This is a genomic window from Moraxella sp. DOX410 (genome assembly GCF_032248735.1).
Taxonomy (GTDB): Bacteria; Pseudomonadota; Gammaproteobacteria; order Pseudomonadales; family Moraxellaceae; genus Faucicola; species Faucicola tetraodonis.
Genome location: NZ_CP135138.1, coordinates 2,069,631 through 2,085,159 on the forward strand (window position 1 = coordinate 2,069,631; position 15,529 = coordinate 2,085,159).

Here is a 15,529-nt window from a genome sequence, read left to right on the forward strand (position 1 = left end):
AACTTAGCAAATTGCGAAGCACATTGACAAAACCCCGACCTACCAGATTAATCATCCCAAGAAGCAGCGTAGCGTGTGTTTGGGTATCAACATAAAGCCATCAGTTGCAGTTAATCTAAAAAAATTTAAAAAAACCATGGCCTCGCATTGTAAGCATCAGTAGACAGTAACAACATTAATTTTTTATGTTAGAAACGCGATAAGTGTTTTTCTAACTTATTGATAGTAATTAGATTTATACTTTAATTGCTGTTGCACTTTGCCCTATAAGGATATTAACAATACCCACTCAAAACTTCTATACCGTGCTACAAACCACTAACAAGACGACTGATATTTTGGATAAATTCTAGCCAGATGTTACAATTTAAAGACAATTAGGCAGAAAGTCCTTGTACATTTATCTAAGCCCGCCTGCCGTAAATACGAAAAATAACCCATGTTATTCACGATTTTTAGCAGGGGTTTACTTAGCTTTTTTTGGCTGCATTGGGTTTGCCTGAATTGAGTTTACCTGCCTTAGGTTTACTTGACTTAGGCGGTAAGGGTGCAAGATAACCAATGACGAGCATCAATAAGCCTGCCCCGATAAAAGACACCACACGTAATACCGCACTGGTATTCGACATATCAATCAATACCAACTTGGCAACCACAATGGTCAATAATGCGATACCGGCAAACCATACCAAGCGAATGGCTTTTTTGTTTGCCAAGAACATCAATACCATCGCAATGACGGTCCATAAGATAGTCAGCCCCGTCTGTACCATACTGACTGACCAAGCCCCATGTTCCCACGTCGGTGTGCCCCAAACGCTGGCAAACCCACGCACCAACATACTGCTGACCGTCAAAAATGCCCCTAGACCGCAAACCACCAAAACGATAGTACGATAGTTGCTATCAACTTTGAGTGCCACATAAGATTGGTACAGTAAAATGCTGATTAAGGTCAAATCCAGCGGATTGAGCAGGGGCAGATAAACGCCCAATAGCTGACCGTCTAACGAGAAATTGGCAGATAAACTCCAAATAAAGGTCATCGGTACCAAAATATAAGCGCTGTGTTTCAGTAGCGTATCAACCTCTAACCAACCAAGCAAACGACCACCAAGCGCCTGCAATCTTGGCAACAACAACAAACTCATCAAACCAAGCACAGCCAACACGGTCGGTAAAATAGTGATAATGGCTCGAAGCTCTTGGGCATGCTGCCAATAGTTAAATGGCACTTGTTGCAGCATCCAAGTTAGCATGGCAATCAGTGTCAAAAACCAAACGAGCGCGTCAACGCTTGTATCCAGTCGGTCGCGGTGCCAGCGACTAAGCAGCCACGCGCCTAGCAATTTTGCGATGGCTAAACAGCCAAGCATGGCGAGCAAATAACGCCCCAACCCGCTAAATGCTTTGATGTGATAATCGTTTAGGTCTACAACCGTCTCGACCTTAACATGGGTGAGACAGACTAGCACCCAGCTCATCATCGCAAACGGTAAAATAAAGCGGCTCACCTTACGCATACTGCGCCAAACAAAACGCTGATGTATCAGTTGTCCCACAATTAAAAATACCGCCATACCCACGGCAAGTTTGATAGTGGTGGTTTTGCCACCGTTGTTCCAAAAGGGGTCAGCGGATAAAATCGCCGACAGATACAGCACAAACCCGACAACCACAAGCGCGGTGGCAACAAAGCTGTGACTGGCATTATCAGCGATTTGTTGAACCCGTTTATGCGTCGTTTTGACTGTCGCAGGTTGAGTTTGAGGCTGACCTTTAGCTTGGGATGTGGCTGCCGCGATATTGGCTCTACCGTGACGCAAAATAAAAGCAGACAGCAGCACACACGCTGTCAATACGGTCAGTGGCAAGGTGGATGAAGCCGCTACTATAGATGTTTGGTGCGGAATAGATAATTGATCCAGTAGCCCATACCAATGCCGCATGAGGGTATCAAAGCCCACCAATAACACGATACTAAAGGCTTGCAATGCCAACCCAAAATATACCGTCCAGCGTCTTTGGGTACGCGCACCGAGCCACACCAATGCAGCACCCTGCACTGCCCAACCGATACTAATCCATTTGGCTGATAGCGCCAGTGGTATCACCAAAGCCAAAAACCCACAGCCGAGCGCAAGGCTGGCTTCAATGAGCAGCTCAAAGCTGTTATCAAATTGATTGTTGGCTTGTGGGTCGCCTGCGATGCTACGACGATGATGTTTGAGCAGCCACAATCCTAGACTCAAATAAATCGCTGATAACGCACTGCTAGCAAAGGCAAGATGATAAGGCAAATCATTGAGCAAGCTTGCCATCAGCCCAAACCCCAGTAACGCTGTACCAAACAACAAGCCTGAATCTATCGATATAATCGGGCGTTTGGCTACCCCCGTGTTCATTTGCAGTAGCGTTTGGTTATAACTCACGACCTGCTGAGAGTATCTAACCGCAATAAACAGATACAGCGCCATGTGCCCAACCAATAACCCCAGCAGTTGCCAGCGTAATGACAGCCAGCCTGCACCTCCACTATTACCACTAAATGCACGAAATCCCCACGCATAAGCAAGCCCAAAAGTCACCGCTAGACTGAGCGCATTGAGCAATTTCCAAGTGCGATAATGGGCAATCACCGCAACCGCTATATTGAGTAATAAATAATAACTAAATAACATCACCACACTACCGTCAGGTCGGCTGACCAGTATTGGCGCAAAAAACGCCCCACCGAACGCCAAGACCGCAAGCGGCAGCGCATTTTGCCACACCGAAAACATCACTGTTAACCCTGCCAGTAACGCGAGCACGCCGAAGGTTAAGGTTGATGGCAGTAGTCCATACAATTTAAAACTTGCAAACACTGTCAAATAAATCACCGCAAAGCCGACACCTTGCAAAGTCAACCCATAACTGCGTTTTTTGGCAGTGGTGCGATAGCCGACTACCGTTATCACCAAGCCACCCAACGCTACCAGCGCCATGCGCACGGGCATCGATACCTCAATATATTGGCTGGCAAGTTTGAGTAATAGCACCACGCCCACTAGCAGCACCAGTGCCCCGACACGCACCACCAAGTTTTCCCCAAAAAACCATTGAGTGGCACTTGCCCAAAGCGATGTCACAATATTGGTAGCGCTTTCATCATCTTTTAAAGAATGAGATGATGGCTGTGATACGATAGGTTTATGCGGTGGGGCTGCGTCATTCATTGACGGCTGCGTTGCCGTTGGCGGAGCTGAACTAACCGAAGCGTCAAGCGTATTCGCCATTGGCAAAGAGGCAACTATTGGGAGGGGCGCTGGGAGTGGCACTAGAAGGGGCGCTGAGACAGGGGCTTGACTGATGGGCTGCGTGATGGGGTCAGTAACAGGTTCAGTGACAGGCTGATTTTGGCGAATATCGCTTGCCGATTGCTGGGTAGACGATGGCTTTGCCTCGCTGCTTAAGATATACACGGTTGCCATGACGTCAGCGAGTTGTTTTTGCAGGTTGTCGAGCTTGGATTCAAGCCGGGTGATTGCTTTTTGTTGGGCAAAAATTTTATAAAGCGCCCCCACCACTGCCAGTATCAATGCCGCTATAATCGTATCCATCAGATGCCCTACCCTTGTTGTCAGCTTAGCGATAGCATACCATTTTTTTGGAAAATTGCTTTTTTTTAACTGTGTCTTTCGGTTAAGGTGATGATAAGCCCATTTTATGCTAAATTAGCCACATGATTGAGTAGCGTTTTACCAACTATTTTAAACACCATTTTGATGATTGGGCAGGGTATGGTTATGTCGGGATTTAGCATTGAGCAGGGTTTATTAAGCCCATGCGAGTTTGTGGCGTCACCCAATTTTGGTGAGCGACCCGACCCTAACGATATTCACCTGATTGTGATTCATAACATCAGCTTGCCGCCCAGTGAATTTGGTCTAAAAGATGACCAAGGCGAGCATTTTGTTCGTGCATTTTTTCAAAATCAGTTAGACCCCAAAGCCCATCCGTATTTTGCAACCATCTATCAGCAGCAGGTCTCCGCGCATTTGTTTATTGAGCGTGATGGCAGCATCACGCAGTTTGTGAGCTTTGATGAGCGGGCTTGGCATGCTGGCAAATCTAGTTATTTGGGCGTGCCAAACTGCAATGACTATTCGATTGGGATTGAGCTGGAGGGTGATGATTATAGCGAGTTTGATGATAGGCAATACCAAGCGTTAAGTGGCGTGATTGCCGCGATTTATCAAGCTTATCCCAAAACCATTAATCATCTAGCCGGTCATAGCGATATCGCGCGCGGTCGCAAGTCCGACCCGGGGCTGTATTTTGATTGGGTGAAACTAAGAAAAATGGTCAATAGAAACATTGTCAATAAAAGTTAAATCAGCCATTAGATGCCATTAGATGACTTTCAAAAATTTATCGTATGGCAATTTTGTAGGATAACGATTTTGTAAGATAACAATTTTGCAAAGTAACAGCGCCCAAATCAAACTACGAAATCCCATCACCACACCCACTTCTCGGCAAAACTTGCAGCGATTGTTTCATGTCAAAACTTATCAAATCCACCGCTATTGTTAGTTTTTTTACCTTATTTTCACGTATCTTGGGCATGATTCGCGACATGGTATTGATGAGCGTATTTGGCACAGGTGGCATGATGGATGCGTTTTTGGTAGCCTTCAAATTGCCCAATTTTTTGCGGCGGCTGTTCGCTGAAGGCGCTTTTGCCCAAGCTTTTGTCCCTGTACTATCCGATTATCAACACCAAGCCCAAAATAACGACATGACCGATAGCAAAAAAGCCTTGCTCGGCATTCAAATTCTTATCAGTCGGGTGGCAGGTACGTTATTGTTGATTTTATCAGGCTTAACCGCCGTGATAGTCATCTTCGCGCCCGCCGTGATTGCTGTGTTTGCGGTCGGTTATCTGCATGAGCCTAGCAAATTTGCAACGGCTGTTGAGCTGCTTCGTATCACTTTTCCTTATTTGTTATTTATCGCCATGACCGCGTTCGCTAGTAGTATTTTGCAAAGCGTGGGGCGGTTTGCCTTGCCTGCCTTTGCACCGGTGCTTTTAAATGTGTGTATGATTGTGGGCGCGATTTGGGTAGCACCGCTGCTTGCCAAGCCAATTTTGGCGGTCGGTTACGCAGTTGCGGTGGCAGGTTTGCTGCAGCTATTGATTCAATTACCGCAATTGCACAGCCATCAGCTACTCGTGATGCCAAAGGTCAGCTTTCGTCATCCTGGCGTGCGACGGATTTTAAAACTCATGCTGCCTGCGCTGTTTGGGGTATCAGTCACCCAAATCAATATGCTGGTCAACACGGTGCTGGCTTCAACCATGGTCGATGGCTCGGTCTCTTGGCTGTACACCGCAGAGCGGATGAGTGAGCTGCCACTAGGACTGATTGGGGTGGCGATTGGCACGGTGATTTTGCCCAGTCTATCCAAAAGTATCGCAAGCGACGACCATCAACAATTTGGACACACCCTAGATTGGGCGACGCGATTGACGGTGTTGGTCGGTGTACCTGCATCCATCGCGCTTGGCATGATTAGTAATGTGCTTATGATATCCCTGTTTGAACATGGCGAATTTGTGCGGCAAGATGCCATGATGAGTGGGCTTGCGCTACAATGCTTATCGGGTGGGATTTTGGCATTTATGCTGATTAAAATATTTGCCCCGGCTTTTTTTGCCCGTCATGACAGTCGCACCCCTGTCAAAGTCGGTGTGATTAGCGTGATTGCCAATGTCGTGCTAAGCCTGGTACTGGCTGGGTTATTTAAAAAGTGGCAAATCGCACCCCACGCCGGGCTAGGGCTTGCCAACACACTGGCGTCTTTTATCAATGCGGCGCTGTTATATTTTTATTTACATACCCAAGGTATTTACCGGTTTGGTGCGGCTTGGCGACGATTAGCGGTTATCTTTGCCATCGCAAATGGCGCAATGGGATTGGCACTTGCTGCTGGTATTCATTTTTTCCCGGTTACCGCGCATCAAGGTATTCGTATTGTTGCGCTATTAGCGCTGTGTGTGTTGGGCGCTGTGGTGTATGGCGCAGCGCTACTAATCGCTGGCTTTAAACTATCAGAACTAAAACCGCATCATAGCATTCAATAAACAATAGAAAATAGACGACGGGCAAAAAAAACGGCTAAATAAAATTTATCTAGCCGCTTTTTTAATTGATTTTTGTGACTGATTTTTGCAAGTGAGATTTTTTAACCTATTCATCTATTAAGGCGCCAAGGCATTAGCGTTTTACTGAATTTTGGCAGTCTTTATTATCACAAATTCCATATAGTACCAGCGAATGCCCTGATAGGGTAAAGCCAAAGTCTTTGGCGACTTTTTCTTGCAGCGCTTCGATTTCTTCATTGTGAAATTCAATGATTTTGCCGCATTGGTCACATACCAAGTGGTCATGGTGCTCATCTTTGGCGATTTCAAATACCGACAAGTTGTTTTCAAAATTGTGACGCTCGACAATCCCCGCTTGTTCAAACTGGGTTAACACGCGGTAAACAGTCGCAAGCCCCACGTCTTCACCGTGCTCCATCAAGGCTTTATACACATCTTCCGCGCTCATGTGATGGGATTCGGACTTTTCTAATAATTCTAAAATTTTCAAACGCGGTAACGTGACTTTCAAACCGGCACGACGCAAATCTTGGTTGGTAAAAGACGACATATAAATCCTTACACCCTATCAGGTGTCGCTTATAAACTGAAAATTATAACTATAATAACAAATTCGATAAAATCCCACAGTAAAAAAACGTGACATCACTGGCAAAAGCGCCCGTTGAAAGATAACGGGCGAATGCAGACTATAGACAAAGTACGCCAACCACTAGAACGCCAAATACCAAAACACCGCGGCGTTTTACACCCAAACATTAACTGTATGTAAAATAATTTAAATTTTGGGGTCAATAGGTAGGCAAAAAAACCCAAATCACGTATGATAAGTCGTAAATTTTATCGTTCACCATCTCAAAGCGGTTTGACAAATGACATCTATCACAACACTATCAAAAAAACTGGCAGTCCTGCCTTTGGTTGCCGTAATTAGCAGCGTCAGCGTATTACCAGGTTGCTCATGGTTTAGCGTGTACAAAATCGATATCCCACAAGGCAAGCCGATTCATGAAGACAAATTAAGCCAAGTGCAAGTGGGTATGAATGCCAATCAAGTGCTGTATATACTAGGTAGCCCAACCTTTAGAGACACCCTAAATCCAGTACGTTGGGATTACCTGTATGATTTTACCCCAGGTACTAACGCCAAACGCGCCAACAAGCCAGCGATTCATAACGCCCAACAATACGCCAAAATTTATTTTGACCAAAATGGTATTGTCACCCGTATCGAGCGCCCAGCGGTGACTCAGTAAGTTTTTTTGACTAAAAAAGCCAATCATTGCCGTGATGCTGTGATTGGCTTTTTTTGTGAGATACACAATAATACCGGCTCACACCCTCATCGGTTGGATTTTTTGGACAGTAATTTGCGTTTGTTTTGCGGGTCGATGGTCAAAGGGCGATAGATTTCGATTCTATCGCCTGTGTTGATAGCACTTTGCCAGTCTAGTTTATGGGAAAACACACCGACACTATAGCTAAAAATCTGCGGATACTGCTGTTGCCAGCCTGTGGCATTGACTGCATCAATCACCCGGCTATTATCGGCGAGTTGCAGGGTTAACCGCAACTGTGTTTGGCTATCGGGCGCAAAGGCTATATCAACAGTAATCATTTTGCCAATCCTAGCACCCACCCCACCATCGCCAAAATCACCGCCAATGGCACAATAATACGCACCGCAATGCGCCAAAGGTTATATAAGCCTTCTGAGCTAAAATTCAATGATTTGCGCAGATGGCTGATTTTCATTTGCCAGCCTGCAAATACGGCTAGCCATACCGCCGTGACTAAACTTATTACAATAATTAGCTGATTGAGCCAAGCGGTTGGTACCATGGCTAGCGCAAGACTAAGCACTGCCAATACCACCAATGCCAAAAAATTAAATTGCTGTTGCTGCCAGCGTAGTGACACTTGATGGGTCAAGATATGCAGTAAATACGCCGCCCCTGCCAGCATTGCCAATGTATTCAGCACTGCCGCCATCGCGCTGTTTGGCGATAAAGTCATGGCAATCAGCGCACCCGCTAGTAACTGAAAACTCCACACCGGTAATACATAGCGACTCGCGGATTCGCGTGCTTGATCTGTCGCCGTAGTGTTCATCGTGAGCATTTGGTGGGTACGCGCATGCCAGTATAGTCCCGTACCTGCGCCAACACAGACCAGCGCCAACACTACCGCCCCTGCCCACTCCGTCAAGGACGTCGCTGTCATCTGCCACGCCACAAACCCACCCTGCATGACATTGACCACCAAAGCGGCAACGGCAAAGCCGACCGCCAACCAACCTGCCAAATGCTTGATAAAACTCAGACCAATCACTATCAGCACCATGATGGCTAACAAGGCAGGCAAAGCAATATTGCTTACTAGCGGATGGATAATCTCGCCACTACTTGCCAGTAAATGCCCCACGACCGCCAGCAACAGCACAATAGTCAACCAACCAAACCCGCGCCAAACCGTTGACACGTCAGCTTCACGGGTCAACATGGGCAGACCGACCAGCGGTGACGTACCACTACGATGTGCTAAACCAATCTCTGCAAACACCAATGGCAACCCGACCAAGGTCATCGCCACTAGCCACAGCAACCAAAAATCAACCTGCCCAATGTAGTCACGGCTAAACCAAGTAAAAACCAGCAGCGGCAGCAAGCTTGCTATCAACATCGGCTGTAAACGATTAAATGGCATGGTGTTGGATTCCTTTGTAGCGGTGGGTGGTTGTCATGAAATTATTTGATTTGAGTCGCTAAAGTGATTTTAAAAAAGTGACTTTTAAAAAAGCGACTTGAAAAAAGTCACTTGAAAAAAAATGACTGTAAAAAAAGCGACTTTGAAAAAAGTAACGTTAAAAAAAGTGATTTAAAATTAAACGCTGCAAAAACTAAATCGCCGCTATTTTAGCAAACCCACACCGTATGCAAAACCCACCAACGCAAAATCCACACAAACTTATCAAAAATAGCCGTCAAAATAAAAAACCCTGCGTGTCACAGGGCTTCTTTTATGGCTGCACATTAAAAAGCGCGGTTACACGTGCGGTAAAATCGCAGGCATCAAATCATGAAAGGTACGACCTGACGCAGTTTCACCAATAGCATGCATTTTCCACTCACCGTTATGGCGATAAATTTTTGCCAAAATCAGCGCGGTATGACTGCCTTGGGCTGACAAATCATAACGGGCAACTTCACTATTATTGCTGGCATTCACCAAACGACAAAACGCATTATTGACCGTGGCAAAAGTTTGACCTGTAAAGCTATTGACAGTAAAAACCAAGGCTTGCACATGGTCAGGGATACGAGATAAATTGACATTAATCACTTCGTCATCACCATCGCCAGCACCGGCGCGGTTGTCGCCTGTGTGTTGTACGCTACTGTCTTTTGACTGCAATTGTCCAAACCAAACCGCATCCACCATTTGTTTGTTGGCATCAAGCATGATACACGACGCATCCAAGTCAATGCTACCGCCGCCACTACCACCACCGCCGAACAAGCCACCCAAAAACCCACCTGATTTTTGCGGCGCAGCACCGACATCCCAACCCAGACCCATTTTGATTTGGCTAAGTGCACCACCTGTTTCTTTTTCTAACGAGATTTTTTGACCTTTTGATTAAATTCACTGCCATGTTGATTTCCTTATTTTATTTTTTTACTATTCTATCTATGTTTTAAAAGGTCGATAACGGCTTGGCAGAAACTGACTATAACAAACCGCCCAAAATACCTTCATTGCCACCGCGTCCGCCTGAGTTTGACCCCAGTAAACTTTGAATCCAGCCTTGGTAAGTATCACGGTTGCGCGAGCAAATCACTACTTTGCCTTGACCTGAGAATTTTAGTACCATGCCTTCGCCGCTGGTGACTGAATTGATGATATTGCCCAAAAAGCCTTTTTTCTGGCTCGTTGCCATTGACAGGCTATATTGCAGTCGGCTATCCCAGCATACCACGTGACCATTATCAATAATCACATCTTTATCAGGCGTGATATCAATCTCAAACAAAGAACCAAACCCCGATACCACGAGCTGACCTTGACCTTGCGTTTGCATGACCATAAAGCCACCCGTATCCCCAAATACAGCGCCGCCTAAATTGCGCTGGATATTGGCACGTAAATCAACGCCATTGGTTGCTGCCACAAAGGCACCGTCGCTGAGCGTATACTGATTGGCGCCGACGTCTAAAATTTGCATATCGCCATCAAGTGTGGGCGCGAGCAAGCAGTCACCCTCACCATTGACCGCTTCAATTTGCTGCTGAAAAATCGACTCGTCATTGGCAAATCGGCGCATCAAAGCTTGCATGATGCCGCCACGCATTTGACCTTTGAGCTCAAGATTTGACTCCATCATGACCATGGCATTGGATTCGCAATAAATCGAATCACCTTTTTTGAGATTACAATGCAAAAATGGCTCAATCGTCCCAATCATACTAAACGTCGCTGCCATAGGTTAAGGTATCCTTATACAGTAGATGACAAAAATGATGATAAAAGTAGCTGCACTTAAAAAAGCGCTCAGGCTGAAAAAAGTGCTGAAGCTTAAAAAGTGCTCGGGCTAAAAAAATGGTTATGTTGAAAAAAGGGGCAAGCCGATGCCACCCCATTGTTAAAAAAATATTAAAAAATTTTAGCAAAAAACCTAAACAGCAACGCCATATGACGCAGCCAATGGCCCTAAACCGCCAGCAAAACCTTGTCCAACCGCGCGGAATTTCCACTCGCCATTGTTCTTATAAAGCTCACCAAAAATCATTGCTGTCTCGGTGCTGCTGTCTTCTGACAAATCATAACGAGCCACTTCAGCGCCGCCTTGGGTATTCACGATGCGAATATAAGCGTTTGCTACTTGACCAAAGTTTTGGTTACGCGCTTGACCATCATAAATCACCGCACAAAATACTACTTTGCTCACATCGGCTGGGACTTTAGTTAAATCCACTTTGATGACTTCATCATCGCCATCGCCTTCACCAGTGCGGTTATCACCCGTATGCTCTACTGCGCCATCGGATGATTTTAGGTTGTTAAAGAAAATAAAATCTGCATCTGCCCGTACTTTACCCGACTCATTGACCAAAAACGCGACCGCGTCTAAGTCAAAGGCTTGCCCGTCAGTGGCACGTGGGTTCCAGCCAAGACCAACGGCCATGTTGGTTAAATTCGGTGCTTCCTTTGATAAATTAACATTACCACCTTTGGTTAAGCTAATTGCCATTGTTTTATCCTTTGTAATAAATTTTTGAAATCAAATAAGAAAATCGATGTCCGTTGTCATGCGCTGCGCCTTTCACGCTCAGACTACAAGTGCCTAGAACAAAAGCGCGCCCAGACTAAAATCGCCCAAAATAAAAGGCTCAAACACCATAAAAAATCGCCTAAAAAAACAAAACGTGAGCCGAAACCCACGTTTTAACTATACCTTTGGTGATAGAATTTGTCCACCATTCGGCTACATTAAGCTGTTATATTTATGTGTCAAAAGCTTAAGGGATATTAAGCTCAAGTCAGCATCCTACATACCGCTACGGTTACGCATGAGCCCCAGTCTTTTTAGCATCTTTTAGTGTTTCGTCAAGGCTTCTTCGCGCTTACGGTAGCTGATAGAGTTAATCACTGCCCATACGATAAAGGCAATCCCAATCAAACCCGTCACGATTTCTGGCACTTCGATATGCACAGTTGCCAATAGCATGATGACCGCCAACGCGCCAATCGCATAATGCGCACCATGCTCTAGATAAACAAACTCATCGAGCGTGCCTTTTTCTACCAAGAAAATGGTCATGGAGCGCACAAACATCGCACCAATGGCAAGCCCAAGCATGATGATAATCACGTCATTGGTAATGGCAAACGCGCCAATCACCCCATCAAAACTAAACGATGCATCAAGTACTTCAAGGTATAAAAAGCCTGCGATACCGCCTTTGGCAATCGCGCCCGCTACTTCTTTGCCTTCAATCACATCGGGGGTTGATTCATCATCATCACTCGCCCCTTCTAACAGGCTTGATAACACATTGGTGGCTAGATAAATCAAAATACCAAATACCCCTGCGGTTAACACCACCGATTTTTTGGCGTCTTCCACCCAGTATAAAGCGGTCATTAGTAGTACCAATGCCACAAACACGCTCATGGCATCGACCTTGCCAAATCGTGCCAATTTACGCTCTAACCATTCAAACCACATCACTTCTTTTTCATCAAAGATGAAGTTTAAAAAGACGAGCAACAAGAACATCCCACCAAATGCGGCAATCTCTGCATGATGCTCCATCAGTTTGGCAGAGTATTCTTTCGGGTTGTTGAGCGCCATATTGATGACATCCATCATGCCCATATCGGCAGTCACTGCGACGATGACAATCGGGAATACCAGACGCATACCAAATACCGCGATGAGTATACCCACAGTTAAGAAAATCATTTTCCAAAACTTATCCCAGGTTTTGAGTACCGAGGCATTGACCACCGCATTATCAAACGACAGCGAAATCTCCATCACTGCCAAAATCAGCGTGACAAACAGCGCCGACATCATAGTGCCAACACCACCATGTGAAAAACCCCACCACGCTGCAATTGCCAGCGCAATCGTGGTAAAGACAATATCAAAATAAAAATGTCTCATAACAATCCTACAAATTGAAAAAATTAACGGCTAATAAAGTCATCTAACGCGTAAGATGATTGGATGTGCCTATCTTACACAACTATTTGTTCAATCATACTACAAATGTGTTACCAAACAATTGATTGCACGCTTAAACCACGCATTATGGCAAATATTCGCCAACTTGATGCATTTATGGGTACAATAGCGACTTTTAATTTTTTAAACCAAGCGCTGACTGCAAAATATTGCGATTAGCCTGTGTTTAAACCCTGTTTGGAAGCGTCGCGGTATGTTAGAAAACTTTATCACCCTTGTTCTGATTCTTACCCCATTGGTGGTCGGGTTTTTGCTGCCATTACCGCAACGATTCATGCCGCTGGTAGACAAGCTACTGACCAACTTGGTGTTTGTGATTTTAACCTTTATTGGTCTTTCGTTGTCGCAGATTCCTGACTTATGGGCGCAGATTGGGTTTATTGGCACCAATGTGGCGATATTGGCGATTTGTACCCTAGGGGCAGGTTTTATCAGTTTGCTGATATTTGACAGGCTGCATCCTTGGCAACGTGCCCTCCCCCATGAGCATAGCCAAGCAGGTTTTAGCATCACCGGAAGTCTCGTTCAGTTGGGCTGTGTGGTATTGGGTTTTGTACTAGGCAAATTATTGCCAATAACGGATTTGCCGATTGATGGCATCATCAAGGGCTTGTTGATTTTGCTGATTTTGTTGGTGGGTTTTCAGTTGTCGCATTCGGGGATGACGTTGCGGCAGGTATTGGTCAATAAACGCGGCGTACAAGCCTGTGTGATTTTTTGTCTCAGTGTGGCAGTCGGTGGTTTAGTGTATGCACTGATAATGCCTGATGTGACCTTCACCCAAGGCTTAGCGCTATCCTCTGGCTATGGCTGGTATTCGTTGTCGGGAATTATCATGACTGATGCGTATGGCGCAGTTTGGGGAAGTGTGGCATTGCTCAATGATTTGTTACGTGAGTTCACGGCGCTACTGTTTATCCCTATGCTGATTGGCAAATACCCAACCACAGCGGTGGGTTTAGGCGGGGTAACCACCATGGATTTTACTTTGCCGGTCATCCAAAGCTCAGGGGGGAATGAAGTAGTTCCGCTTGCCATGAGCTTTGGATTTTTGGTCAATATCATCTCACCGGTGTTAATGGTGGTATTTTCAAGTTTTGGCTAATAGCACAATCCTTATTAAATTAATATGCGCAAAACTCAACTTGTTGGTCGCCATACGGGCTGCGTACGGTCACATAATGCAGACCTTTCATGATAGATAAGTTTAGTAAAAAACATTTGTTTGTGTTATTAGCCCAATAAAAAACCCCGCTCATGTCGTCACACAATCGGGGTTTTCATATTCGCTAATACGATTATTTTTGCTAGTACAATTATTGGGCTAACGCAGGATAATCGGTATAGCCTTCTTGATCACCACCATAAAAAGTGGCTGAGTTCGCTTTATTAAGCGGCGCATTTTGCTGAAAACGCTCAACCAAATCTGGATTTGCGATATAACTGCGACCAAATGCGGCGGCATCAATTAAGCCATCACGAATTAGCGCGTCTGCTTTTTCTGCGGTATAGCCACCAGCACCGATAAGTACGCCGTGATAAGTATCACGAATTTGGCGACGGAATTCTGCGGTAAAGGGTTTTCCACCTGCCCAGTCTGGCTCAGAAATATGTAAATAGGCTAGGTTAAAGCTATCAATCAATTTGATGATTGCTAACGCATCGTCTTCGCTACCGGCATCCACACCATTGAATTGGCCCAGTGGCGAGATACGGATACCCACTTTGTCACTGCCAATCGCGCGAGTGACTGCAGTTAGAATTTCTTTCAAAAAGCGCATACGGTTCTCTAAGCTACCACCGTATTCATCGCTGCGTTGGTTGACGCTCTCATACAAGAATTGATGAATCAAATAGCCGTGTGCGCCGTGGATTTCAATAACATCCATGCCCGCTTCAATCGCATTACGCGCGGCGCTGGCAAAATCATCGACGGTTTGTTTGATTTCTGCGGTGGTCATCTCACGCGCTGGCGTGGCAGTCACACGGTATACTTTGCCTTCGTCATCTTTTAACGAGGTGCGTACCGCATCACCCAAATCCACGGTCGATGCTGATACAGGCGGCTGACCTTGTGGGCGTAAGCTATAATGCGATACTAGCCCCGTGTGCCATAGCTGCATAGCGATATGACCGCCTGCTTGGTGTACGCTATCAGCAATCATTTTCCAGCCTGCAATTTGTGCGTCACTAAAAACACCGGGCGCACCTGCGTAGCCTTTGGCATCGGCTGAGATATCAGTGGCTTCTGTGATAATCAAACCACTGCTAGCGCGCTGGGTATAATAGGTTGCCATGAGTGGCGTTGGCAAGCCACCAATATTTTTTGTTCCATTTGGCAAATCAGCACTACGCAGACGGGTCAATGGCGCCATAAAGACGCGGTTTGGCAAGCGCATCGCGCCCACGTTAATCGGTGATAGAAGAGCGGAGTAAGACATACATTCCTCGTGATTGTTGATTCATCTTTCGTTGAGTTATTGGACGCTGCTAGCTTCAAGTTATAACAAAAAGTCATAACAAACTTGATAAAAAAATTGTTGCAGCATCCTTGTTTATAAGGATTTTAGACTTATATACGTTGCTATCAAACTTCGTCACAGCATAATTTTCACAGGTTAATCTGC

At 45.6% G+C, this 15,529-nt stretch carries 13 protein-coding genes; 4 read left to right on the forward strand and 9 right to left on the reverse strand.

The genetic code is table 11. The features are described from left to right. Window positions 1-470: 470 nt before the first annotated feature. Complete coding sequence (locus RNZ41_RS09250) at window positions 471-3,602, reverse strand: DUF2339 domain-containing protein (protein ID WP_314027151.1); 3,132 nt, start codon at window positions 3,600-3,602, stop codon at window positions 471-473. Between the two features lie 180 nt (window positions 3,603-3,782). Here RNZ41_RS09250 and ampD point away from each other — a divergent pair, with 180 nt between their 5' ends. Next, window positions 3,783-4,376, forward strand: coding sequence for a 1,6-anhydro-N-acetylmuramyl-L-alanine amidase AmpD (gene ampD, locus RNZ41_RS09255; protein WP_172823609.1), 594 nt, complete (start codon window positions 3,783-3,785; stop codon window positions 4,374-4,376). 167 nt (window positions 4,377-4,543) lie between these two features. Further along, complete coding sequence (murJ, locus tag RNZ41_RS09260; RefSeq protein WP_314027152.1) at window positions 4,544-6,130, forward strand: murein biosynthesis integral membrane protein MurJ; 1,587 nt, start codon at window positions 4,544-4,546, stop codon at window positions 6,128-6,130. Between the two features lie 133 nt (window positions 6,131-6,263). Here murJ and fur read toward each other — a convergent pair whose 3' ends face one another. Continuing rightward, window positions 6,264-6,701, reverse strand: a complete 438-nt coding sequence (fur, locus tag RNZ41_RS09265; RefSeq protein WP_099833444.1) for a ferric iron uptake transcriptional regulator — start codon at window positions 6,699-6,701, stop codon at window positions 6,264-6,266. 322 nt (window positions 6,702-7,023) lie between these two features. Between fur and RNZ41_RS09270 the strand changes: the two genes are divergently transcribed. After that, the gene (locus RNZ41_RS09270; protein ID WP_227522670.1) at window positions 7,024-7,407 is read left to right on the forward strand and encodes an outer membrane protein assembly factor BamE; all 384 of its coding nucleotides are present in this window, start codon (window positions 7,024-7,026) and stop codon (window positions 7,405-7,407) included. A gap of 86 nt (window positions 7,408-7,493) precedes the next feature. Here RNZ41_RS09270 and RNZ41_RS09275 read toward each other — a convergent pair whose 3' ends face one another. From RNZ41_RS09275 to RNZ41_RS09300, 6 genes are all read right to left on the reverse strand, one after another. Next, window positions 7,494-7,769: an RnfH family protein gene (locus tag RNZ41_RS09275; protein ID WP_007115779.1), complete on the reverse strand. Its 276-nt coding sequence runs from the start codon at window positions 7,767-7,769 to the stop codon at window positions 7,494-7,496. Further along, window positions 7,766-8,857 carry a hypothetical protein gene (locus RNZ41_RS09280; RefSeq protein WP_159675842.1) on the reverse strand — a complete coding sequence of 364 codons (1,092 nt, stop codon included), beginning with the start codon at window positions 8,855-8,857 and terminating at the stop codon, window positions 7,766-7,768. The genes RNZ41_RS09275 and RNZ41_RS09280 overlap by 4 nt, the downstream gene beginning before the upstream one ends. 339 nt (window positions 8,858-9,196) lie before the next feature. Next, complete coding sequence (locus tag RNZ41_RS09285) at window positions 9,197-9,730, reverse strand: TerD family protein (RefSeq protein ID WP_409950577.1); 534 nt, start codon at window positions 9,728-9,730, stop codon at window positions 9,197-9,199. A gap of 151 nt (window positions 9,731-9,881) precedes the next feature. Next, the gene (locus tag RNZ41_RS09290; protein WP_100270627.1) at window positions 9,882-10,634 is read right to left on the reverse strand and encodes a TIGR00266 family protein; all 753 of its coding nucleotides are present in this window, start codon (window positions 10,632-10,634) and stop codon (window positions 9,882-9,884) included. Between the two features lie 192 nt (window positions 10,635-10,826). Further along, complete coding sequence (locus RNZ41_RS09295; protein ID WP_076775111.1) at window positions 10,827-11,402, reverse strand: TerD family protein; 576 nt, start codon at window positions 11,400-11,402, stop codon at window positions 10,827-10,829. A 345-nt stretch (window positions 11,403-11,747) separates the two neighbouring features. Further along, complete coding sequence (locus RNZ41_RS09300; RefSeq protein ID WP_314027153.1) at window positions 11,748-12,821, reverse strand: DUF475 domain-containing protein; 1,074 nt, start codon at window positions 12,819-12,821, stop codon at window positions 11,748-11,750. A 274-nt stretch (window positions 12,822-13,095) separates the two neighbouring features. On the opposite strand from RNZ41_RS09300, the gene RNZ41_RS09305 reads away from it, so the two are divergent. Then, on the forward strand, window positions 13,096-14,007 hold the full coding sequence (locus RNZ41_RS09305; protein ID WP_050325433.1) for a LysO family transporter: 912 nt from the start codon (window positions 13,096-13,098) through the stop codon (window positions 14,005-14,007). Window positions 14,008-14,218: 211 nt separating this feature from the next. Here the strand turns inward: RNZ41_RS09305 and nemA are convergent, their stop codons facing one another. Further along, window positions 14,219-15,343, reverse strand: a complete 1,125-nt coding sequence (gene nemA, locus RNZ41_RS09310; RefSeq protein ID WP_314027154.1) for an N-ethylmaleimide reductase — start codon at window positions 15,341-15,343, stop codon at window positions 14,219-14,221. Window positions 15,344-15,529 lie beyond the last annotated feature (186 nt).

What these genes read in the sequence shown, in the direction of transcription:
- fur (WP_099833444.1), bottom strand. Translation starts at nt 6,701, where the DNA reads ATGTCGTCTTTTACCAACCAAGATTTGCGTCGTGCCGGTTTGAAAGTC.
- murJ (WP_314027152.1), top strand. Translation starts at nt 4,544, where the DNA reads ATGTCAAAACTTATCAAATCCACCGCTATTGTTAGTTTTTTTACCTTA.
- RNZ41_RS09250 (WP_314027151.1), bottom strand. Translation starts at nt 3,602, where the DNA reads ATGGATACGATTATAGCGGCATTGATACTGGCAGTGGTGGGGGCGCTT.
- RNZ41_RS09285 (WP_409950577.1), bottom strand. Translation starts at nt 9,730, where the DNA reads ATGGGTCTGGGTTGGGATGTCGGTGCTGCGCCGCAAAAATCAGGTGGG.
- ampD (WP_172823609.1), top strand. Translation starts at nt 3,783, where the DNA reads ATGGTTATGTCGGGATTTAGCATTGAGCAGGGTTTATTAAGCCCATGC.
- RNZ41_RS09305 (WP_050325433.1), top strand. Translation starts at nt 13,096, where the DNA reads ATGTTAGAAAACTTTATCACCCTTGTTCTGATTCTTACCCCATTGGTG.
- RNZ41_RS09280 (WP_159675842.1), bottom strand. Translation starts at nt 8,857, where the DNA reads ATGCCATTTAATCGTTTACAGCCGATGTTGATAGCAAGCTTGCTGCCG.
- RNZ41_RS09300 (WP_314027153.1), bottom strand. Translation starts at nt 12,821, where the DNA reads ATGAGACATTTTTATTTTGATATTGTCTTTACCACGATTGCGCTGGCA.
- RNZ41_RS09290 (WP_100270627.1), bottom strand. Translation starts at nt 10,634, where the DNA reads ATGGCAGCGACGTTTAGTATGATTGGGACGATTGAGCCATTTTTGCAT.
- nemA (WP_314027154.1), bottom strand. Translation starts at nt 15,343, where the DNA reads ATGTCTTACTCCGCTCTTCTATCACCGATTAACGTGGGCGCGATGCGC.
- RNZ41_RS09270 (WP_227522670.1), top strand. Translation starts at nt 7,024, where the DNA reads ATGACATCTATCACAACACTATCAAAAAAACTGGCAGTCCTGCCTTTG.
- RNZ41_RS09275 (WP_007115779.1), bottom strand. Translation starts at nt 7,769, where the DNA reads ATGATTACTGTTGATATAGCCTTTGCGCCCGATAGCCAAACACAGTTG.
- RNZ41_RS09295 (WP_076775111.1), bottom strand. Translation starts at nt 11,402, where the DNA reads ATGGCAATTAGCTTAACCAAAGGTGGTAATGTTAATTTATCAAAGGAA.